The sequence below is a fragment of the Klebsiella sp. 2-CIP_Kleb. genome, assembly GCF_050378715.1.
Classification (GTDB): domain Bacteria; phylum Pseudomonadota; class Gammaproteobacteria; order Enterobacterales; family Enterobacteriaceae; genus Klebsiella; species Klebsiella quasipneumoniae.
The window spans coordinates 86,718-107,587 of sequence record NZ_JBNRLG010000003.1; the positions used below are offsets into that span (position 1 = coordinate 86,718).

The following is a 20,870-nucleotide window of genomic DNA, read 5'->3' on the forward strand; positions in this document are numbered from 1 at the left end:
GCCAGCAGTGATGAGGTTTTTCCAGGCAAATATTGAGGAGGGAAGTCGTTCCCTCCTTTCGGCATGACGGGTCAGGGATGCTTGCGGGTGGCGATATTATCCAGGGTACGCAGCGCATCCGCCGGCAGAATTAGCCCGGCGGCGGCAATATTTTCCGCCAGGTGCGTCCGGGATGAGGTGCCTGGGATCAGCAGAATATTGGGCGCGCGCTGGAGTAGCCAGGCGAGGGCGACCTGCATCGGCGTCGCCTCAAGCGAGGCCGCGACCTCGTTCAGCTCCTGCGCCTGCAGGGGGGTAAAACCGCCCAACGGGAAGAAGGGAACCCAGGCGATGTGCTGGGCGGCCAGCGCATCCACCAGCGCGTCGTCGGCGCGATGGGCAATGTTATAGAGGTTTTGCACGCAGACGATAGGCGTCATTTTCTGTGCATCCGCCACCTGCTTTGCCGTCACGTTGCTGAGGCCAATATGGCGGATCAATCCTCGCTCCTTCAGCTCCAGCAGGGTGGCGAGCGGCGCCTCCAGCGACCCTTCTACCGGGCCGTGGGGGCTCAGCATACTGCGCAGGTTCACCACCTCCAGCACGTCGAGCCCCAGGTGACGCAAATTGTCCTCGACGGCCTGGGTCAGTTCAGCGGGCGACATGGCCGGCAGCCAGTTGCCTTTCTCGTCACGACGGGCGCTGACCTTGGTGACAATGCACAGATCGTCGGGGTAGGGGTGGAGCGCTTTGCGGATCAGCTGATTGGTCACATGGGGGCCATAGAAATCCGAGGTATCGATATGGTTTACCCCGGCTTCGACGGCGGCCTGCAGCACGCGCACCGCTTCTTCTGGATCTTTCGGCGGGCCGAAAACGCCGGGGCCGGCCAGCTGCATGGCGCCGTAACCCAACCGATAGACCTGGCGATCGCCGAGCGTGCCGCGACCGGATAAGGTGACACTGGACATAGGAACTCTCCTCACGGTGGCTAAGCCGTAAGTGTAATGCGCTAACAAGGAAGAGAAGGGTGAGAATATTGTCAGAATGTGCGACAGCGGCTAAGGCAAGCCGCTGTCGCCGGAGACGGATTAGCCTAAGAACATCACGGAGACGCAGAGCAGGCCGACCACCAGAGTGATGGCGTTACCCACCGAGCGATACGGCTTCAGCGCCGGGATAAGCCAGGTTGACAGCGTGGGCATGATAAACAGGATCATGGCGATAAGCGGTCCGCTGATGGCGTAGATCATCGAGATCGCATTCGGGTTGATAAAACACACCGCAAAGGTGAAGGCAGAGACCAGCATGATCGACATCGCGCGGTTGAAGGCGCGGCTCTTGCGCACGCCCATCAGGCCCAGCGAGCTTTTGACGATTTCGCTGGCGCCTTCAATGACCCCGAAGTAGGTGCCGAGAAAGGATTTCGACATGGCGACCACGGCGACAATAATGCCGGTCACCGCCAGCCAGCCCGGCGCGCCCGGCACCATCGACAGGGCGGAGAGGATGGTCACCCCCTGATCGCGGGCGGTCTCAATATAGGTCGCCGGGATGGCCAGCAGGCAGCTGAAGACGAAAAACAGCACGCTGGCGCAGATGATGGTATAGGCCACCTTCATGATTTTTTTGCATTTACCCATGGCCAGGTCGCCGTGCTTCTCCTGCTGGTCGATAGCAAAAGTCGAGATAATCGGCGTATGGCTAAAAGCGAAAACCATCACGGGTATGGAGATCCAGACCTGGTGGAGCGTCTGCGAGCTGAACTGCATCTGGCTGGTGAGATGTTCCGGATGCCAGTCGCGGATTAAATAGAGGGAGAGAAACAGGAAGCAGGCGATAAGCGGGAAGACCAGAAAGCCCATCACCTTGATGGTGATTTGCCGGCCCATGAGAAAGATCAGGTTAAGGACCAGCACGACCCCCAGGCTCAGCAGCGCGCGTAGCGCAGGCGTCATCGGCGTGCGATGTGCCACCTGCTCGGCCAGCGAGTTGGTGATGGCCACGGCGTAGATCAGCACGACCACAAAGAAGGCGAGGAAATAGAGCCCGGTGATCAGGTTGCCAATTTTCTTACCATAGTAGTGATTTACTGCGCCGGTGATCCCGGTTCCCGGCGCGATATTGGCCGAGAGAATAAACTGGCTCAGCGCTTTGTGAGGCCAGTAGGTGAGCGGCCAGGCGACCAGCGCGGTGATGAAAAGGACAATGGCGCCAGCCGAACCCAGCTGGATCGGTAGAAATAGCGTCCCAGCGCCTACTGCAGTGCCATATAAGGCAAAACTCCATAGAGTTTCTTCTTTAGACCAAATTTTAGACATTATGCGACTTTATCAACCGTCAAACCAAAAAAAAGGAGTGCAATTTACCATATTTATGGTTCGTCTGTTGCGATAGTTTTTGGTGATAAAGTGGCAGCGGATCGCGAAGGATCCGCCGCGAGGCTAGCCGCGCGCCGCCTGGCGCGGGCGGCGGCGACGGATCACGCGCTCGCGCAGGGTGTCCCAGACCCAGTTAAACGCCATGGTGTAGGGCAGGAAGAAGAGCATGAAGCCGATCTCCAGCATAAACGCCTGCAGCAGCGATACCCCCAGCACGATGGCCACCATGGTGACGCCGATGATAACAAAGCCGGTCTCGAAGCCGATCGCGTGCAGCGCCCGCACTTTCAGCCGGCGAGGGACGCGGGAGACTGGCCACAGGCGATCGAAAGCCGCGTTATAAATGATGTTCCATACCATCGCCAGGGTGGCGAGCAGAATGCTCAGTCCGCCCATCTCCACCACCGAACGCTGCATCAGCCAGGCGGCGGTGGGGGCGAGGATCAGCGTCGCCAGCCCTTCGAAGGTGATGGCGTGGATAACGCGCTCGGTGAGCGTCTTGCGCTGATGTAGGGTCTGTTGCATGGCGAGCTACCTCCAGTTTTAGCCTGAACAGGAAATTACCCGGCAGTTTATGGAAAAATGTGATAAACAAAAGATAGAAACCATCGATAAAGTAGATACATCATGCGTTATTCACCGGAAGCGTTAACCGCCTTTGTCGAGGCCGTTGACAGCGGGTCGTTCTCCGCCGCCGCCCGTCGCCTGCGCAAAAGCCAGTCGACGATCAGTACCGCTATCGCCAACCTGGAGGCTGACCTCGGGGTGACCCTCTTCGATCGGGCAACGCGGCAGCCGACGCTGACGCCGCAGGGAGAGCAGGTGCTGAGCTATGTCAAAGCGATCCTCGCCGCCAGCGAGCGGCTGGATGAGCTGGCGGTATCGCTGTCCGGCGAGACGGAGCCGCGGCTGACCTTTGTGCTCTCGGACACCCTGCACCCGGACGTGCTGGAAGATCTGCTTGTGCAGTTTGACCGCCGCTTCCCTCATACCGAATTTGAATGCTTGATTGGCGAAGATGAGGACGTGATCGATCTCCTGCAAAAATCCCGCGCCCAGGTGGGACTGATTGAGGCGAGAGAGCGCTACCCGACCGATATCGGCAGCACCCGCCTGCCGCTGCAGACGGCGATGGGCATTTACGTGGCGCCTGACCATCCGCTGGCGGGGCAGGGCAAGGTTGTCTGGGATGAGCTGCGCAGCTGGCGCGAGCTGCGTTTGAGCACCTTTCTGGCCAGCGCGACGGAGCCTGCCGCCGGGCAGGTCTGGTCGGCGCCAAACTACCTGCTGCTGCTCAGCATGGCGGTGCAGGGCTTCGGCTGGTGCATTCTGCCCTGTGCGCTGGTGGCGGAGTTTGCGCCGCAGGGCGGACTGGTGGCGCTCGATATCCCCGGCTGGCCGCGGGCGATTTCGGTGGATCTGCTGTGGAATAAGAAAGCGCCGCCCGGGGCGGCCGGCAGCTGGCTGCGTCAGCATCTGCAGCGGCGTGAGCGTTAACGAATAGCTATTTCTTTGTGATTGGCTTCACTTTTTTTAAACAATTACAAAGTTTTTTGATAACAATTATCTAGTATATCGCTGTTTCTTTGCGCAAAAGCACGGGCAGGGGTAGAGGATGAAGGATGTCGTGATCGTCGGGGCGCTACGTACGCCGATTGGCTGCTTTCAGGGCGCGTTATCGCGCCATTCAGCCGTTGAGCTGGGCAGCGTGGTGGTGAAGGCGCTGGTGGAGAAGACGGGAATCGATCCGCAGAGCGTGGATGAGGTGATCCTCGGCCAGGTGCTGACCGCGGGAACCGGGCAAAACCCGGCCCGTCAGTCTGCTATTCGCGGCGGGTTGCCCAACACCGTATCGGCGATCACCATTAACGACGTCTGCGGTTCTGGCCTGAAAGCCCTGCACCTCGCCACCCAGGCGATCCAGTGCGGGGAGGCGGACGTGGTGATCGCCGGCGGCCAGGAGAACATGAGCCGCGCTCCGCATGTCCTCACCGACAGCCGCACCGGCGCCCAGCTGGGCAACAGCCAGCTGATTGACAGCCTGGTCCATGACGGCCTGTGGGACGCCTTCAACGATTATCATATGGGCGTCACGGCGGAGAACCTCGCCCGGGAATATGGCATCAGCCGCGAACTGCAGGACGCCTGGGCGCTCAGCTCGCAGCAGAAGGCGCGCAAGGCGATTGATTCCGGACGCTTTCGCGATGAGATTGTCCCGGTCGTTACCGAGCATAACGGCGCGGCGCGCACCGTGGATACCGATGAACAACCGCGGGTGGATGCCAGCGCGGAAGGGCTGGCCAGCCTGCAGCCTACCTTCGATCGTCTCGGATCGGTAACCGCCGGCAACGCCTCCAGCATCAATGACGGCGCGGCGGCGGTGATGATGATGAGTGAGGCGAAAGCCGAGGCGCTGGGGCTGCCGATCCTTGCGCGGATCCGCGCCTTCGCCAGCGTCGGCGTCGATCCGGCGCTGATGGGCATCGCGCCGGTGCACGCCACTCGTCGCTGTCTTGAGCGGGCCGGCTGGCGGCTGGACGACGTCGATCTGATCGAAGCCAATGAGGCCTTTGCCGCTCAGGCTATCTCCGTTGGCCGGGTACTGGAGTGGGATGAGCGACGGGTCAACGTTAACGGCGGCGCGATCGCCCTCGGCCACCCCATCGGCGCCTCCGGCTGTCGGATTCTGGTGTCGCTGGTGCATGAAATGATCAAGCGCGATGCGCGTAAAGGGCTGGCGACGCTGTGCATCGGCGGCGGTCAGGGCGTGGCGCTGGCGGTAGAACGCGCGTAGCGCTGCATGTCGATTTCCATGGCCTCCTGCGGGAGGCCTTTTTTATGCGCCGCGCTTTGCCGACCCCTCTTTTTTCACCCGTATTTCCCTCACCCACCGCCAATTTATTGAGCTCCGTCACGTCTTGTTGTGCCACCTTTTTTGAAACAAATAACTACGATCCTGGTCACTAAAACTAAGGTGCTTAAAAAATAAAATAACGTTTCATAAAAACGAAATGACATTTTATTTATTATAAGGGGTACCCTATGTTGAAACGATCTCTGGTTCTGGCCGCCCTCTGCGGTATGTCTTTTGCGGCAACCGCGGTCACGATAGATTTACGTCATGAATTTATTGATGGCGGCAAGAGCGATAAAAGCAATGCTGACCGCGTCTCGGTGTCCCACCGCTTCGCCAACGGGCTAGGCTTTACCGTAGAGGCCAAATGGCGTTCAGGCGGCGACAACGGTTCGCAACCCTATTCGGACGTGGTGGGCAACGGCCATGAAGACACCATCAGCTGGCGCTGGAAAGCGACATCGAACCTGTTCCTCACCCCCGGGTTTACCATAGAGAGCAACGACAGCCGCTCCATCTACAAGCCGCACCTGCACGTACAATACAGTTTCGACAATGGCTTCTATGTCGCCGCTCGCTATCGCTATGAGTACACCCGCTATCCGAATGATGCCGGCAAAGATGATGACAAGGTGAATCGCGGCGACGCGTGGGCCGGGTTTGCTCTCGGCGACTGGCGCACCGAGCTGAACTATGTCTATGCCCGCAGTTCGGAAGGGGTGAATCGTAACGACAACAAACCCTACTCGCAGGAATATAACGTGAAGGTGGCCTATAAGCTGGATAACAACTGGTCGCCGTATGGTGAAATCGGCAACGTCGGCGTGAATGACCGCAGCGATCGCCAGACCCGTTTCCGCGTCGGGGTGGCTTACTCATTCTGATTTCCATCAGGCCCTCATCGTCTGTTTTCCCCGGCGCCGTCAGCCGGGGTTTTTTATGGGCCAAAGCGGGGGAACAAAAAAAGCCCTCCGCGAAGGAGGGCAAGGCCAGTTACAGAAAAACGTTCGCCGGGGCTCAGGCGCTCAGCATCGGCGGATGGTCAGGTAATTTCGCGATATAGATGGCCGGCTTGCCGTCTTTATCGGAGCTGAACAGAATGGCGCTGTCGTCCGGCGTAAACGAGGGGTGCGGGTGCGTCACCTGGCGGCTGTTGGCCACTGTCGCCCATGAGGTATCATGGCGCGCGACGCGGAAGTAGCGCTTCTCCGCCACGTTAAAGACGTACAGATAAGGATCGTTATCAATGGAGTAGCCGCCGGTATCTTTGACATCCACCGGCGTGCCTGATCCATCGCCCACCAGCAGCGTACCGTCGAAATTGCTCATCAGATGCGAGCAGGCGGGCATCGTCATCAGGGCCTCGTTGACGCCGCTCTCCGGATCAAAGCGATAGATCGTCCGCCCCTGCTGGCCTTTCAGATAGGAGACGTAGATCAGCGCTGAACCGTCCGGGACCCAGAATTCATGGGTGCAGCTTTCCCCCGGGGCATGCGCTTTGACTTTACGCACGTTGCTGCCATCTTCATTGACCAGCCACATGCGGGCGTCAACCAGATCGTGCGGCCCTTCATGGCAGAAGGCGACGGTATGGTCGTCGAAGGGACGATAGATCGGGTGTCCCAGCCAGATTTTTTCCTCATGGATCACCTGGCTCTCACCGCTGCACAGGTCGACGCGCAGCAGGCGGCAATGCGGTCCTTTGTGGAAGAAGTCATGGAAAATCTGCCAGTCGTTGAGCGGCGTCCAGTCGCTTTTCGCAATCTCAATGCCTACCAGTTTGCTGCAATCGCTGTTTGCCACCCAGGTGCCATAGCCGACCCACGCCTCGCTGACGCGGTAAACTTCACGCTCGGCGAGGGTGGTGAGGTTCACCTCCAGCAGGGTACGGTCATTTTTCACGTAATAGAGTGACTTATCGTCCGGGGAGAGGAAGCCGCCGAAGGTGTTATCCCCGGCGCCTTCCGTCAGCTGGACGGCTTCGGCGCTGGCGATATTCAGCAGATAGTAGTTCCAGTGGCCGTCAAACTCGCCGGCGAACAGTAAATGGCTGCCATCGTTAAAAAAGCACTTCTGATAGAAGTAGTTGCGATGACAGGTGACCTCCGGGGGGGTTAAGCGGGTGACTTCCGCCCCGGTATCCGGATCGCGGCTGACGTGGTAATTCAGTTTGACCCGCATGCCTTTAGCCATGTAGTGCTCCTTTCTTTCCTGCGATGCCGCTGGACCAGAGGCGTGTCGCTGAGTGATATGTTTTAAAAGATGGGTGTTAATTTATCAAAACAACGTTTCATTATTTGTGATGTCCCACGCAGTTCGGCGTAATTCCCGCATCTTCTGCGGCCTGCTGGCCTCAATTTGGCCGCCTCTCCGGACAACCGGCTGAATCATCATCCTTTTAAAACCGCTTCCTGTCCGGTGCGGGTTGCCGGAACCGTTCGCGTTTTCTTTTTTTGTAATCTTCGTCATAAAAAATGAAACAACGTTTTAAATATCATTGAAAATGACAGAGGGCGGGGCTAAGATGGCACCCATCAGTAAAACGGAACTCTGTTTTATTTTTTATGATGGGCTCTGCCCATGAGTTCGCCCCACGCTCAGTCGCGCCGCCGGCGCGAGCCGGGCCGAGAGAACCTTGCCTGCATACTGCAGGCTCTGAACGACTAAGGAACACATTATGATTCTTGATGCATTCTCCCTGCAGGGAAAAGTGGCCGTCGTGAGCGGATGCGATACCGGTTTAGGTCAGGGGATGGCCCTCGGGCTGGCGGAAGCGGGCTGCGATATTGTCGGTATCAATATTGTCGAGCCGGTGGAAACCATCGAGCGGGTGACGGCGCTGGGACGCCGCTTTCTCAGCCTGACCGCCGACCTGCGCCAGATCGACGGTATCCCTCACCTGCTGGAGCGGGCGGTGGCGGAGTTTGGCCATATTGATATTCTGGTCAACAATGCCGGCCTGATCCGCCGCGAGGACGCGCTGGCGTTCAGCGAAAAGGACTGGGACGACGTGATGAACCTCAACATCAAGAGCGTATTTTTCATGTCCCAGGCGGCGGCGAAGCACTTTATCGCCCAGGGCAGCGGCGGGAAGATCATTAACATCGCCTCGATGCTGTCGTTCCAGGGCGGGATCCGTGTGCCGTCGTATACCGCGTCCAAAAGCGCGGTGATGGGCGTTACCCGCCTGCTGGCCAACGAGTGGGCTAAACACAATATCAATGTCAACGCCATCGCCCCGGGGTATATGGCGACCAATAACACCCAGCAGCTGCGCGCTGACGAGCAGCGCAGTAGCGAAATCCTCGACCGCATTCCCGCCGGGCGCTGGGGCCTGCCGGCCGACCTGATGGGGCCGGTGGTCTTCCTCGCTTCCCCAGCCTCCGATTATATCAATGGCTACACGGTGGCGGTGGACGGCGGCTGGCTGGCGCGCTAACCGACGGCGACGGCCGGCGCGGCACTCACCGCTCCGGCCGTCTGAGCAATTATTGTCCATACCGTAAAATGAGGATCGTCCATATTCCATAATGCAGAATTAATGTTACCGCCCTGTATGAACAGGGTTATTAACGATGCGAAACGAATTTTTCGTTACGTTGAAAGTTTAATGTCCATCACAAAACCCATCTTGCCAGCAAAATAGTCCATATCTTTGGCGTATCCAGCCTGACAAACTCCTCCGCCAGTCACGTACTTTCGTCCTATGTCTTTCTCTGTGTGGCAGGAATAAAAATGACTTCAATCAGTAACGACTCTGCATTAACGCCGCGGGCGCAACGTGACACCCGGCGGATGAACTGGTTTGTTTCTATCGCCGCGGCGGTGGCGGGGTTGCTCTTTGGCCTGGATATCGGCGTGATATCCGGGGCGCTGCCCTTTATTACCGACCACTTTACCTTATCCAGCCAGCTTCAGGAGTGGGTGGTCAGCAGCATGATGCTGGGGGCGGCGATAGGCGCGCTGTTTAACGGCTGGCTGTCGTTCCGCCTTGGCCGCAAATATAGCCTGATGGCGGGGGCTGTGCTCTTTGTCGCCGGCTCTATCGGCTCCGCTTTTGCCGCCAGCGTCGAAGTGCTGCTGGTGGCCCGCGTGGTGTTGGGGGTGGCCGTTGGGATCGCCTCTTACACCGCGCCGCTGTACCTCTCCGAAATGGCCAGCGAGAACGTGCGCGGCAAAATGATCAGTATGTATCAGCTGATGGTGACCCTCGGCATTGTGCTGGCGTTTCTTTCCGATACCGCCTTTAGCTACAGCGGTAACTGGCGCGCCATGCTGGGCGTGCTGGCGCTGCCGGCGGTGATCCTGATCGTTCTGGTCGTCTTTCTGCCGAACAGCCCGCGCTGGCTAGCGGAGAAAGGGCGCCATATCGAAGCGGAAGAGGTGCTGCGGATGCTGCGCGATACTTCGGAGAAGGCGCGCGATGAGCTTAACGAGATCCGCGAAAGCCTGAAGCTGAAGCAGGGCGGCTGGGCGTTGTTCAAGGTCAATCGTAACGTGCGCCGGGCGGTGTTCCTTGGCATGCTGCTGCAAGCGATGCAGCAGTTCACCGGCATGAATATCATCATGTACTACGCCCCGCGTATTTTCAAAATGGCGGGCTTTACCACTACCGAACAGCAGATGATCGCCACCCTGGTGGTGGGCCTGACCTTTATGTTTGCCACCTTTATCGCAGTGTTCACGGTGGATAAAGCAGGCCGCAAGCCGGCGCTGAAAATCGGCTTCAGCGTGATGGCGCTGGGCACCCTGGTGCTCGGCTACTGCCTGATGCAGTTCGACAATGGCACCGCCTCCAGCGGCCTCTCCTGGCTTTCCGTCGGCATGACCATGATGTGTATTGCCGGGTATGCGATGAGCGCGGCGCCGGTGGTGTGGATCCTCTGCTCTGAGATCCAGCCGCTGAAATGCCGCGACTTCGGCATCACCTGCTCCACCACCACCAACTGGGTGTCGAACATGATCATCGGCGCCACCTTCCTGACGCTGCTTGACGCGATCGGCGCCGCCGGGACCTTCTGGCTCTACACGGTGCTCAACGTGGCCTTTATCGGCGTCACCTTCTGGCTGATCCCGGAGACCAAAAATGTCAGCCTTGAACACATTGAGCGCAACCTGATGGCGGGCGAGAAGCTGCGCAATATCGGTAACCGTTAATGTGAGGCGCGCGGCAACCACGGGCTGGCGACCTTGCGCGTCTCCCGATGGTTGTCGCCGTGAATGATATGCAGGGCGCTCAGGCGCCCGATGTCGTAGTGCGGCAGCTGCACCGTGGAGAGCGGCGGCAGAAACAGATCGCCAATGCCCACCATATTGTCGTATCCCACCACCGCCACGTCCTGTGGAATGCGTAACCCCTGGCCCAGCAGCGTCTGATAGACCATAAAGGCGATGCGATCGTTGCCGCAGATCACCGAGTCGAAGCCGGGTTTACCCTCGCGGATATGCGCCAGCACCACCGCGGGAATATCGTGGTAATGCTCATCGCCCTGGGCCATATACGAGTGGGTCAGGCTCTCCGGTTCGATGCCCGCCTCCCGGCAGGCGCGCTCCAGCCCCTGGCGGCGGCGGATTGTCGCCAGCTGGCTGGCGGGTAAGTGCAGGCACAGCGGACGACGATAGCCCGCGGCAAGCAGGGCTTTTACCGCGTCGTACTGGCCCTGTTCATCGTCCGGGATATAGCTGGCCACCGGTTGGCTGAGGCTTTCGCAGTTAGCCAGCACGCAGGGCAGGGTCAGCAGTTTGTCCGGCAGCGGCACCTGACGCAGGCCCATGGTGGTAAAGATGATGCCGTCCGGACGGTGGGAGAGGAGCAGGTCGACCACTGCTTCCGGCCGATCGTCAGAAAACATATTGACCACAAAGCTGTTCCAGCCGTGGGCGCGGGCCGTTTCTTCGATCGACAGGGTGATTTCCACCGAAAAGGGCGTGGTGACGGTATCCAGCGCCAGCACGCCGATGGTGCTGGGGGTGGCCCGCGCCCCGCGGATCTTTTTTGCCGACAGGTCGGGGACGTAGTTGGTTTCGGCGATGGCGGCCTGCACGCGGGCCAGCGTCTCCGGCTTCAGCCGCTCCGGGGTGTTCAGCGCCCGTGAGACGGTCATCAAAGATACATTCGCCAGTTTTGCTACATCTTTCAGGGACGCCATTTTTTCCTCCGCTATAGCTGCAGAGTACAGGCTATACAACTAAGTCGCTGATGTAAAAGCGTGAAACGATTTTCTGCTAACGCCGTCGTGAGCGATGTTGCAGTTGATTTTTGATCGCGATCGCATCTTCATTATGTTAACGTTAACTTTTGTGATTAACATCATATATCGCAGCGAATCCCTCTGCGCTTTGTTTTTTGTTAACGTTACCATAATTGCATTCCTCTAACACGAGAATGTCATGATGAAAGCGCATCACTCACACAGCTACCCGTTGCTCAGTGCCTTACTGTTTTTCTTTTTCGTGACCTGGTCGTCATCCGGCTCCTTGCTTTCCATCTGGCTGCACCAGGAGGTGGGGCTGAAGGCCGGCGATACCGGTATCATCTACGCCGTGCTGTCGGTTTCCGCGCTGTTTGCGCAAGTTTGCTATGGCTTTATCCAGGATAAGCTGGGGCTGCGCAAACATCTGCTCTGGTATATCACCGCGCTGCTGATCCTCTCCGGTCCGGCGTATCTGCTGTTCGGCCATCTGCTGAAAATTAACGTCCTGCTGGGCAGCATCTTCGGCGGGATCTACATCGGCTTGACCTTTAACGGCGGCATTGGCGTGCTGGAATCCTATACCGAGCGCGTGGCGCGCCAGAGCCAGTTTGAATTCGGCAGGGCGCGGATGTGGGGCTCGCTGGGCTGGGCGGTGGCCACCTTCTTCGCCGGTCTGCTGTTTAACATCAACCCGCAGCTTAACTTCCTCGTCGCCAGCTGCTCCGGACTGGTGTTTTTTATTCTGCTGGCCCGGCTGCGCGTCTCCTCGGCACCGCATGCGATGCAGGAGGCGGTTTCGGGCGGCAAGGTGACCCTGGAAGATGCGCTGCGCCTGCTGACGCTGCCGCGCTTCTGGGCGCTGGTCTTCTTCGTCATCGGCACCTGCATCTACGGCGTCTATGACCAGCAGTTCCCGGTCTATTTCTCATCGCAGTTCGCGACCCTGCAGGAAGGCAATGAGATGTATGGCTACCTTAACTCCTTCCAGGTGTTCCTCGAGGCGGCCGGCATGTTCTGCGCGCCGTGGCTGGTGAACCGCATCGGGGCCAAAAACGGTCTGATTTTCGCCGGCATGGTGATGGCGATGCGCATGGTGGCCTCCGGCCTGGTGGAGGGGCCGCTGCTGATCTCCATCACCAAACTGCTGCACGCGGTGGAGCTGCCGATACTGCTGGTGGCTATCTTTAAGTACAACAGCATCAACTTCGATAAACGCCTCTCCTCCACCCTCTATCTGGTGGGCTTCGCCTGCACCAGCTCGATTATCGCCAGCGTATTGTCGCCGCTGGCGGGCTACAGCTATGAAAAATATGGCTTCGCCCAGTCCTATCTGATCATGGGCCTGCTGGTGTTCTGCACCACCTTTATTTCCATCTTCTTGTTGCGCTCCGGCAAATCCTCCGCCGATCCGCTGATGTCGCAACCTACCGCTATCTGAATCAAAAAGAGTGAAAACGATGACTTACACAATCTCCAGGGCTGAACAGGTACTCCAGACACAACGCCAGGCGCTCAATCTGCGCTGGTATCCGCACTATCACCTGGCGGCCCGCGCCGGGTGGATCAACGACCCAAACGGTCTGGTGTGGTTCGACGGCTGGTACCATGCTTTTTATCAACATCACCCGTACTCCACCCAGTGGGGGCCGATGCACTGGGGGCATGCACGGAGCAAGGATCTGGTGCACTGGGAGCATCTGCCGGTGGCCCTGGCGCCGGAGGGGCCGGAGGATAAAGACGGCTGCTTCTCCGGCTCGGCGGTGGTCGATGGCGATACCCTGGCGCTGATTTACACCGGGCATAAATTCCACGGCGACCCTGGCGACGAAGCCAATCTGTATCAGGTACAGTGCCTGGCCACCAGCCGGGACGGGATCCACTTCGAGCGCCAGGGGATGGTGGTCGACACTCCGCCGAGCATGCACCATTTCCGCGACCCGAAGGTCTGGCGGGAGGGAGACAGCTGGTACATGATCGTCGGCGCGCGCGAAGGCGACACCGGTCAGGTACGGCTGTACCGTTCAGCCGATCTGCGCCAGTGGCAGGACGCGGGGGTGCTGGATGAAGCGGAAAGCACCATGGGCTATATGTGGGAGTGCCCGGACTTCTTCACCCTCAGCGGCAAACGCGTCCTGATGTTTTCCCCGCAGGGGATGCAGGCCGAGGGGTTCCGCAACCGCAACCTGTTCCAGAGCGGCTATCTGATCGGCGAGTGGCAGCCGGGGCAGCGATTCGTCCGTCACGGCGAGTTCACGGAGATGGATCACGGCCACGATTTCTATGCGCCGCAAAGCTTCGCCACCCCCGATGGCCGGCGGATCGTGATTGGCTGGCTGGATATGTGGGAATCGCCGCTGCCGGAGCAGCAGGACGGCTGGGCGGGCATGCTCTCCCTGCCGCGCGAGCTGAGCCTGAGCGCGGATAACCGCCTGCAGATGCGCCCGGTGAAAGAAGTGGAGAGCCTGCGCGGCGCCTGGTTCCCGTGGCCGGTAAGCACCCTGAACAATCAGCAGACCACGATGGTCGACAACTGCGAGGCGATGGAGGTCAACCTGCGCTGGAACTGCGCCAGCAGCAGCGCCGAGCAGTATGGTCTGCGCTTTGGCGATGGCCTGCGCCTCTACGTGGATGCCCAACAGCAGCGTCTGGTGCTGGAGCGGCATTATCCGCAGTATGGCCTGTGCGGGACGCGCAGCGTACCGTTGACCGCCGGGGCGGATCTCAATCTGCGGATATTTTTCGATAGCTCTTCGGTGGAGGTTTTTGTCAATGACGGCGAGGCCTGCCTGAGCAGCCGTATCTATCCGCAGGCTCCCCGCCGTGAATTAGCGTTATTTGCCTGGAGCGGTTCGGCGGCATTAACCGAAGCCGGAGCCTGGCAGCTCGAATAATAAAAAGGCTGTTGTCGTTAATAACCCGTCTTTGACGATGGGCGGGTTATTATTGCCTGTATCGTCGTGCATTACCCATTAATAAAAAATTCAGTTCATTCCATAATAAAAGGGTTTACCGATGAATAAAATCTGGGTCGGGTGTTTTCTCACGTCTTTGTATCTGCCACAGGCGATGGCGCAGGCGCCGTTATCGCTGGAAGAGCGGCTGGCGCAAATGGAGCAGCGGCTGAAGGCGACGGAGGCGCGCGCCGCCAGCGCAGAGGCGGAGATTAAGACGCTGAAAGGCCAGCAGCAGGCCACGACCGTCGCCCGCGCGGCGCCGGCTACGCCGCGCCTGCAGCTGAACGACAATGGCGAATTAAAATTTTATGGCGACGTCGAATTTAATCTTGATGGCGCCAGCCGCACCGGTAGCCTGACGTCGGTCAAAACCAGCGCGAATAAAAGTTGGGCGCCCGGCGAGAAAGAGCGCTGGGATATTAATGGCCGTATTCTGCTGGGCTTTGATGGCAGACGTAATGGCGACGACGGGAAATATGCCGGATTCAGCGTGCAGCCGCTGGCGGATATGGATGGCAAAATGAATCTCGACGATGCGGTATTTTTCTTTGGTCAGCAGGATGACTGGAAAATAAAAATAGGCCGCTTTGAAGCCTGGGATATGTTCCCCCTGAATCAGGATACCTTTATTGAATATTCAGGAAATACCGCCAACGACCTTTATTCCGACGGCTATGGCTATATTTACATGATGAAAGAGGGGCGCGGCCGCAGCAGCAGCGGCGGCAACCTCCTGTTCAGCAAAACCGTAGATAACTGGTATTTCGAGGTCAATACCCTGGTGGAGGACGGCAGTTCGCTGTTTGTCGATCAGAACTATCACGGTAATGCGCTGGAAAACCGCAAAAACGTAGTGTACGTGCGGCCGGTGGCGGTGTGGCAGTCCGGCGCCTGGTCGGCGGCGGCAGCGATAGAGAGCAACCTCGTCAACAACGCCTACGGCTATCAGAGTCAGAGCGGGCGCTGGGTCGACCAGTCAAACCGCACCGGCTACGGGATGACCATGAGCTGGAACACCCTGAAAAGCGATCCGCACGATGGGGCGGTGGTCAATCTGAGTACTGCCCTGCTGGACGCGGCGGATGAAACCGACTTCAGCGCCGGAATCAATGCCCTGTGGCATCGCGTGGAGCTGGGCTATATCTACGCGCATAACAAAATCGATCAGTTCAACATGGCCGGGGTGAATGGCGAGTGCGATGGCGACTGCGCAATCCTCGCGCCGGGGCGCTATGACATCCATACCGTGCATACATCCTGGCAGTTGCCGAATATTATGGCGATGCCGAACTTCAATATTTACCTTGGCGCCTACGCCTCGTGGCTCGATTCCACGGCGGCGAAGAGCGGGAATCCCGACGAACGCTATGGCGCCCGGGTGCGCTTTAAATATTTCTTCTGATATTTCTTCTGACAGGATACTCAGGCAGGCTCTCCCGCGGCGGACGCCGCGGGAGAGTTCAGGTGGGCAGGTTAACGCATCGCGCGGCGCAGAATGCGGTCGGTCTGGCGCTGGAAGTCCTCGGCCGCTTCTTCCACCGACTTTTTACCGTAGTCGATGTACTGCAGGGTGGTGCCGAACTGGGCGACGATCTGTGGGTCGTCGAAGTACGGCGAGACCGGCAGGGTGGTGGGCAGGGATTGCGCCAGCTTCAGGCCGGACACCGCCGGATCGTCGGCTTTGATGATCCCGTCCTCGGTCAGGTAGGTGACCGCCGCTTTGCTCAGCGGCACGCCACGCTCCAGACCCAGAATATCCACCCCTTCTTTACTGTTCAGCAGGAAGTTAATCAATTTCGCCGCCGCCTGCGGGTTTTTCGTCGATTTGCCAATGGACAGCATCTGCGCAGGCTTGAAGAACAGTCCGGCATCGGTGGCGCCGGGGAGCATCGGGTATTCCCCCAGCACCAGCTTCGCCGGCGGCTTCAGATTGTCGGAATATTTATTGATGGTGGAGTTCCACATGTAGGTCCCGCCCCATTCACCCTGGATCCACGGCTTCATCTCGTACATGTTGCTCTTGCCGAACGAGGCATAGTAGCGGGTGTCCGGCATCACATGGCTGTCGATAAGCTTCTTATACATGCCGAAGAAGTCCGCCCACTGCGCTTTGCTGTAGGAGAATTTGCGGCCCTTCTCATCGATGGCCGGCTGGTTGTATTTTTGCACCATGTAAGAGTTGAGCAGGGCCAGCACGTCCTGGTGCTCAAGCACCACCGGGTAGTACTGTTTCCCGAGTTTGCTTTCGAAAGTTTTTCCCGCCGCCAGCAGTTCATCCCAGGTTTTCGGGAAGGGGATGCCCGCCTTTTTCCACGCTTCGTCGTTAAAGTAGAAAACGCGGGCGGTGACCGACACCGGGATGCCGTTGAGCTTGCCGTTGACCGTGGTGGACTGCAGCTCTTTGGCGTCAAACTGGCTGAGATCGATCTCGTCTTTCAGGGTATTGAGATCGTAAAAGCCATCGCCATTTTTCGAAAAGATCGGCAGCCAGTTCCAGTTGGTCTGCATCACGTCAGGCTCGGTGCCGCCGGCTATCTGGGTGGTCAGGCGCGAAAGATGGCCGTCCCAACCGGTATATTCCGCTTTGACATTGATATCAGGATATTGCTGGTGAAAAGCCTCCAGCGCCTTGAGGGTCACCTGATGGCGGCCATTGCCCCCCCACCAGGACATGCGCAGGTCGACATCCTGCGCCAGCGAGGAGAAGGCGCTAAGGCCCAGGGTGGCGGAGAGGGTGGCGCTTATCAGCACGTTTTTCATTGTTATGCTCCAGGGTTCACAGAGAGAGGTTCTGTTCGGTTTTGGCGTCAAAGATGTGACACTTGTTAAGATCAAAGGTGAAATAGACTTTTCGATTCAGTCCCTTAGCAATCATCGGCTTCGCATCGTCCGACGGCACGCGAGCGGTCAGCTCGTAGCCCGCGACCTGCAGATAGACAAAGAACTCATGACCCATGTTTTCCACCCGCACCATCTCGCCCATGCAGCTGCCTTCGGCGAACGGTGCGTCGGAGAGCGACACGAATTCCGGGCGGACCCCGTAGAACACCTCCTGATGCTGATAGGCGCCGACTTTCTCCGCCAGACGGTCGTTCAACGGCAGGCGCTGGTCGCCAAGGGTCAGGCACAGGCGGCCGTCGTGCTCAACCAGCTGGCTGGGGCGAATATTCATCTCCGGCGCGCCGATAAAGCCGGCGACAAACATATTTTTCGGCTGGTGGTAAAGGTTGTCCGGGGTATCGACCTGCATAATGTGGCCGAGCTTCATCACGCAGATGCGGTCGCCCATGGTCATCGCTTCCGTCTGATCGTGGGTAACGTAGACGGTGGTCGCCGGTTTACCGGATTTTTTCAACTGCTTATGCAGATCGGAAATGCGGATGCGCATCGAGGCGCGCAGCTTGGCGTCCAGGTTGGAGAGCGGCTCGTCGAACAGGAAGACGTCCGGTTTTTTGACGATCGCCCGGCCCACCGCCACGCGCTGCGCCTGGCCGCCGGAGAGCTGGCGCGGCAGACGTTCCAGCAGCTCCTCCAGTTCGAGGATTTTCGCCGCTTCCTCCACCTGCCGATCAATCTGCGCCTTGGGCAGCTTGCTCAGCTTCAGGCCGAAGGCGAGGTTTTCCCGCACCGTCATATGCGGATAGAGAGCGTAGTTCTGGAACACCATCGCGATACCACGGGATTTAGGCGCCAGGTTGTTGACGATCTTGTCGCCGATCCGCACCTCGCCGCCGCTGATGGTCTCCAGACCCGCCAGCATGCGCAGGGTGGTCGATTTGGCGCAGCCGGAAGGGCCGACGATCACCATAAATTCGCCATCAGCAATCTTCAGGTCGATACCATGCACCGCTTTAAACCCGTTGGAGTAAACTTTTTCCAGTTTGTTGAAAATCACTTCAGCCATGATATTTCCCTCTTAACCTTTGATTCCGCTGCTGGTCACGCCCTGCACGAAGTAGCGTTGAGCCAGGAAGAAGACGATGATGGACGGCAGAATGGAGATGCTCGCCATTGCCAGAATTTCGTTCCACGGCGCGCCTTCCGTGACGTCGATAGACATTTTTAGCGCCAGCGCGATGGGATACTTATCGACGCTGTAGACGTAGATCAGCGGACCGATAAAGTCATTCATCGACCACATGAACTGGAACAGCGCCACCGAGATAATGGCCGGCTTGAGGATCGGCACCACCACATACCACAGCACCTGGATGGAGTTGCAGCCGTCGATCTGCGCCGCCTCTTCCATATCGCGCGGCACGCCGCGCAGAAACTGGATCAGCATGAAGACGAAGAATCCCTGGGTGGCGAAGGCCAGCGGCAAGTACAGCGGCAGATAGCTGTTCAGCATTCCCATTTCGCGGAACATCAGGTACTGCGGGATCAGCAGGACGGTGCTCGGCAGCAGCATGGTGGTGATGAGCGTCGCGAACCAGAACTTCTTCCACGGGATCTCAAAGCGCGCAAAGCCGTACGCCACGATGGTGGAGGAGATGATGGTTAACACCACCTTCGGGATCACATACTTAAAGGTGTTCAGCATATAGTGGCCGAAATGGTATTCGGTGCCGGTCTTCCAGCCGTTGATAAACCCGTCCCAGGTGGCGTGGGTCGGCCACAGCCCGAGGGTGGTGAAGATCTCATGGTTCGGCTTGAACGAGGCGGAGAACATCCACGCCAGCGGGTAGAGCATCAGCAGGCCGACGAATATCAGCACGACGTAGCGCACCACCCGGCTCACTTTTTCCCGGCGCAGCGTACGGGCGACCTCACGATCGGCGTCGCTCATCACCGGCGCCATCTGTTGAATATCAGCCATTTTTGCCTCCCTTATCGGCGGAGTAGAAGACCCAGTATTTAGATGACTTAAAGGCGATCGACGCAAAGACCGCCACGACGAGGAACAGCACCCACGCCAGCGCGGCGCCATAGCCCATGTCGAAGTACTTAAAGGCGGTATCGTAGATGTAGAGCGAGAACAGGTAGGTGTAATAGGTCGGGCCGCCGCCGGTTATCACGTACGGGCCGGTAAACTCCTGGAACGCCTGGGTAGTCTGCATAATAAAGTTGAAGAAAATCACCGGGGTGATCAGCGGCACGGTGACCTTCATAAACATCTGCCACTTCGAGGCGCCGTCGATCATTGCCGCCTCATACTGCGACTGCGGGACGTTCTGCAGGGCGGCGAGGAAGATGACCATCGCGGAGCCAAACTGCCAGACGCGCAGCAGGGTGACCGACATTAAAGCCAGCGAGGGTTCCCCCAGCCAGTTGACGGCATCGATGCCAAAGACGGCGAGAAAGCTGTTCAGCAGGCCGTCAATGGCGAACAGGGCGCGCCACAGCACGGCAATCGCCACCGAGCTGCCGAGGATCGACGGGATGTAGTAGGCGGTTCGGAAAAAGCCGATGCCGCGAAGTTTGAAATTGAGCACAAAGGCAATGCCGAGGGCGAAAGCCAGTTTTAAGGGGATGGTTAAAAAGACGTAGGCAAAGGTCACCCCCATCGATTTCCAGAACAGGCTATCCTCGGTCAACATATAGCGATAGTTTTCAATGCCGTTAAATACCGGCGGACTCATCAAGTCGTACTCAGTAAAACTGAGAAAGAAAGATGAAACAAAAGGAAAAGCAGTAAAGACAATCAGCCCGATGATATAGGGCGATATCCATGCCAATCCCAGCAGCTTGTTTTCATTCATACATACCTACCTGGCTTACGAGTTGTAATACGGATCGGGTGACGCGGCGCTGTCGGCCTTTTGCCGCGACCAACGCAAAAAGTCTGAACGTTTCCTCTGGTTAACATATCCTTGTTAATGAATGGCTTAAGTTTTATCTGGCCCAGCGTGGAGGGGCCGTCAGGTTCTTTTTCATGCTGATCTTTTTTTTATAAAACACCGTTTTAATTTCATTTTATTGCGATTTATTTCCGCGTCATGCAGATCTGGATGGAAATGTGATCAAAGTCGAAACGATGTTTCAAAAAGGTGAGGTGGTAAGCACTTTAAGGATCTTAGGGAGCTTGAAAACAAGGAATAATCAGTCTGAACTGAGCGGGAAATATTATTACCAGGATAATGATTGGGGCGGCATCTTTTTTAGCGCGTGCTGTGAAACCTGAATCGGGGGCGGCGATCGCCCCAGTTTTTCATCAGCGTGCGAGAAAATCTTCGCGGATCGGGGTAAAGGTGTCGAGCAGCGTGCCGGGCTGCAAACAGACGCAGCCGTGCATGATCCCCGGCTGCTTATACAGCGTATCGCCAGCGCTGACGACGCGCGTCTCCTCGCCGATAGTGAACTCAAACTCGCCGGAGAGCACATAGGTGAGCTGTTCGTGAGGATGGTTATGCATCGGGCCGACGGCGCCGGCGGCAAAATTCACCTCTACGGCCATCATTTTGCCGTCGTGCGCCAGAATGCGGCGGGTTACGCCATTGCCGAGGTCTTCAAGGGTGGTGTCTTTATGGAAAATAAACATCGGGCGATCCTGTTGTTAAAATGAAAC

The 20,870-nt window shown here is 58.0% G+C and carries 19 protein-coding genes; 9 read left to right on the forward strand and 10 right to left on the reverse strand.

All coding sequences use genetic code 11. From position 1 onward, the window contains the following. Window positions 1-71: 71 nt before the first annotated feature. The 3 genes from ACQUTP_RS13380 to ACQUTP_RS13390 all read right to left on the reverse strand — a co-directional run bounded on the left by ACQUTP_RS13380 (window position 72) and on the right by ACQUTP_RS13390 (window position 2,885). Window positions 72-950, reverse strand: coding sequence for an aldo/keto reductase family oxidoreductase (locus ACQUTP_RS13380; RefSeq protein WP_017899257.1), 879 nt, complete (start codon window positions 948-950; stop codon window positions 72-74). Window positions 951-1,070: 120 nt separating this feature from the next. Next, a complete protein-coding gene (locus ACQUTP_RS13385) occupies window positions 1,071-2,300 on the reverse strand; it encodes an amino acid permease (protein WP_285756311.1) in 1,230 nt (409 codons plus the stop codon). 123 nt (window positions 2,301-2,423) lie between these two features. Then, the gene (locus tag ACQUTP_RS13390; protein WP_085846491.1) at window positions 2,424-2,885 is read right to left on the reverse strand and encodes a multidrug/biocide efflux PACE transporter; all 462 of its coding nucleotides are present in this window, start codon (window positions 2,883-2,885) and stop codon (window positions 2,424-2,426) included. Between the two features lie 102 nt (window positions 2,886-2,987). On the opposite strand from ACQUTP_RS13390, the gene ACQUTP_RS13395 reads away from it, so the two are divergent. From ACQUTP_RS13395 to ompK26, 3 genes are all read left to right on the forward strand, one after another. Further along, window positions 2,988-3,857, forward strand: coding sequence for a LysR family transcriptional regulator (locus tag ACQUTP_RS13395; protein ID WP_004205395.1), 870 nt, complete (start codon window positions 2,988-2,990; stop codon window positions 3,855-3,857). A 118-nt stretch (window positions 3,858-3,975) separates the two neighbouring features. Then, complete coding sequence (locus tag ACQUTP_RS13400) at window positions 3,976-5,154, forward strand: acetyl-CoA C-acetyltransferase (RefSeq protein WP_004205397.1); 1,179 nt, start codon at window positions 3,976-3,978, stop codon at window positions 5,152-5,154. 248 nt (window positions 5,155-5,402) lie between these two features. After that, window positions 5,403-6,098: a KdgM family porin OmpK26 gene (gene ompK26, locus ACQUTP_RS13405; RefSeq protein WP_004205398.1), complete on the forward strand. Its 696-nt coding sequence runs from the start codon at window positions 5,403-5,405 to the stop codon at window positions 6,096-6,098. A gap of 133 nt (window positions 6,099-6,231) precedes the next feature. On the opposite strand, the gene ACQUTP_RS13410 is transcribed toward ompK26, so the two are convergent. Then, complete coding sequence (locus ACQUTP_RS13410) at window positions 6,232-7,407, reverse strand: oligogalacturonate lyase family protein (protein WP_004205399.1); 1,176 nt, start codon at window positions 7,405-7,407, stop codon at window positions 6,232-6,234. Window positions 7,408-7,891: 484 nt separating this feature from the next. On the opposite strand from ACQUTP_RS13410, the gene kduD reads away from it, so the two are divergent. Both kduD and araE read left to right on the forward strand, forming a co-directional pair. Continuing rightward, window positions 7,892-8,653: a 2-dehydro-3-deoxy-D-gluconate 5-dehydrogenase KduD gene (gene kduD / locus ACQUTP_RS13415; RefSeq protein WP_004205401.1), complete on the forward strand. Its 762-nt coding sequence runs from the start codon at window positions 7,892-7,894 to the stop codon at window positions 8,651-8,653. 296 nt (window positions 8,654-8,949) lie between these two features. Continuing rightward, window positions 8,950-10,371 (forward strand): arabinose-proton symporter AraE, encoded by a 1,422-nt coding sequence (gene araE / locus ACQUTP_RS13420; RefSeq protein ID WP_032456582.1) that lies wholly within the window; start codon window positions 8,950-8,952, stop codon window positions 10,369-10,371. Here araE and ACQUTP_RS13425 read toward each other — a convergent pair. After that, window positions 10,368-11,363: a LacI family DNA-binding transcriptional regulator gene (locus ACQUTP_RS13425; RefSeq protein WP_004205404.1), complete on the reverse strand. Its 996-nt coding sequence runs from the start codon at window positions 11,361-11,363 to the stop codon at window positions 10,368-10,370. The genes araE and ACQUTP_RS13425 overlap by 4 nt on opposite strands. A gap of 94 nt (window positions 11,364-11,457) precedes the next feature. Between ACQUTP_RS13425 and ACQUTP_RS13430 the strand changes: the two genes are divergently transcribed. From ACQUTP_RS13430 to ACQUTP_RS13445, 4 genes are all read left to right on the forward strand, one after another. After that, entirely contained in the window at window positions 11,458-11,592 is a 135-nt protein-coding gene (locus ACQUTP_RS13430; RefSeq protein WP_049004099.1) for a hypothetical protein, read from the forward strand. Window positions 11,593-11,604: 12 nt separating this feature from the next. Next, window positions 11,605-12,846, forward strand: coding sequence for an MFS transporter (locus ACQUTP_RS13435; RefSeq protein WP_004205406.1), 1,242 nt, complete (start codon window positions 11,605-11,607; stop codon window positions 12,844-12,846). Between the two features lie 19 nt (window positions 12,847-12,865). Further along, window positions 12,866-14,299 carry a glycoside hydrolase family 32 protein gene (locus tag ACQUTP_RS13440; RefSeq protein ID WP_285756314.1) on the forward strand — a complete coding sequence of 478 codons (1,434 nt, stop codon included), beginning with the start codon at window positions 12,866-12,868 and terminating at the stop codon, window positions 14,297-14,299. Between the two features lie 121 nt (window positions 14,300-14,420). Continuing rightward, window positions 14,421-15,764, forward strand: coding sequence for a carbohydrate porin (locus ACQUTP_RS13445; protein ID WP_049004100.1), 1,344 nt, complete (start codon window positions 14,421-14,423; stop codon window positions 15,762-15,764). A gap of 71 nt (window positions 15,765-15,835) precedes the next feature. Here ACQUTP_RS13445 and ACQUTP_RS13450 read toward each other — a convergent pair whose 3' ends face one another. The 5 genes from ACQUTP_RS13450 to ACQUTP_RS13470 form a co-directional block, all read right to left on the reverse strand. Beyond that, window positions 15,836-17,122, reverse strand: a complete 1,287-nt coding sequence (locus ACQUTP_RS13450; RefSeq protein WP_004205415.1) for an ABC transporter substrate-binding protein — start codon at window positions 17,120-17,122, stop codon at window positions 15,836-15,838. 16 nt (window positions 17,123-17,138) lie between these two features. After that, on the reverse strand, window positions 17,139-18,266 hold the full coding sequence (locus tag ACQUTP_RS13455) for an ABC transporter ATP-binding protein (protein ID WP_004205417.1): 1,128 nt from the start codon (window positions 18,264-18,266) through the stop codon (window positions 17,139-17,141). Between the two features lie 12 nt (window positions 18,267-18,278). Beyond that, on the reverse strand, window positions 18,279-19,181 hold the full coding sequence (locus tag ACQUTP_RS13460; RefSeq protein ID WP_004205418.1) for a carbohydrate ABC transporter permease: 903 nt from the start codon (window positions 19,179-19,181) through the stop codon (window positions 18,279-18,281). Continuing rightward, a complete protein-coding gene (locus ACQUTP_RS13465; RefSeq protein WP_004205419.1) occupies window positions 19,174-20,064 on the reverse strand; it encodes a carbohydrate ABC transporter permease in 891 nt (296 codons plus the stop codon). Before ACQUTP_RS13465 ends, ACQUTP_RS13460 begins: the two co-directional genes overlap by 8 nt. A gap of 452 nt (window positions 20,065-20,516) precedes the next feature. Beyond that, window positions 20,517-20,843: a cupin domain-containing protein gene (locus tag ACQUTP_RS13470; protein WP_004205420.1), complete on the reverse strand. Its 327-nt coding sequence runs from the start codon at window positions 20,841-20,843 to the stop codon at window positions 20,517-20,519. Window positions 20,844-20,870: the final 27 nt, after the last annotated feature.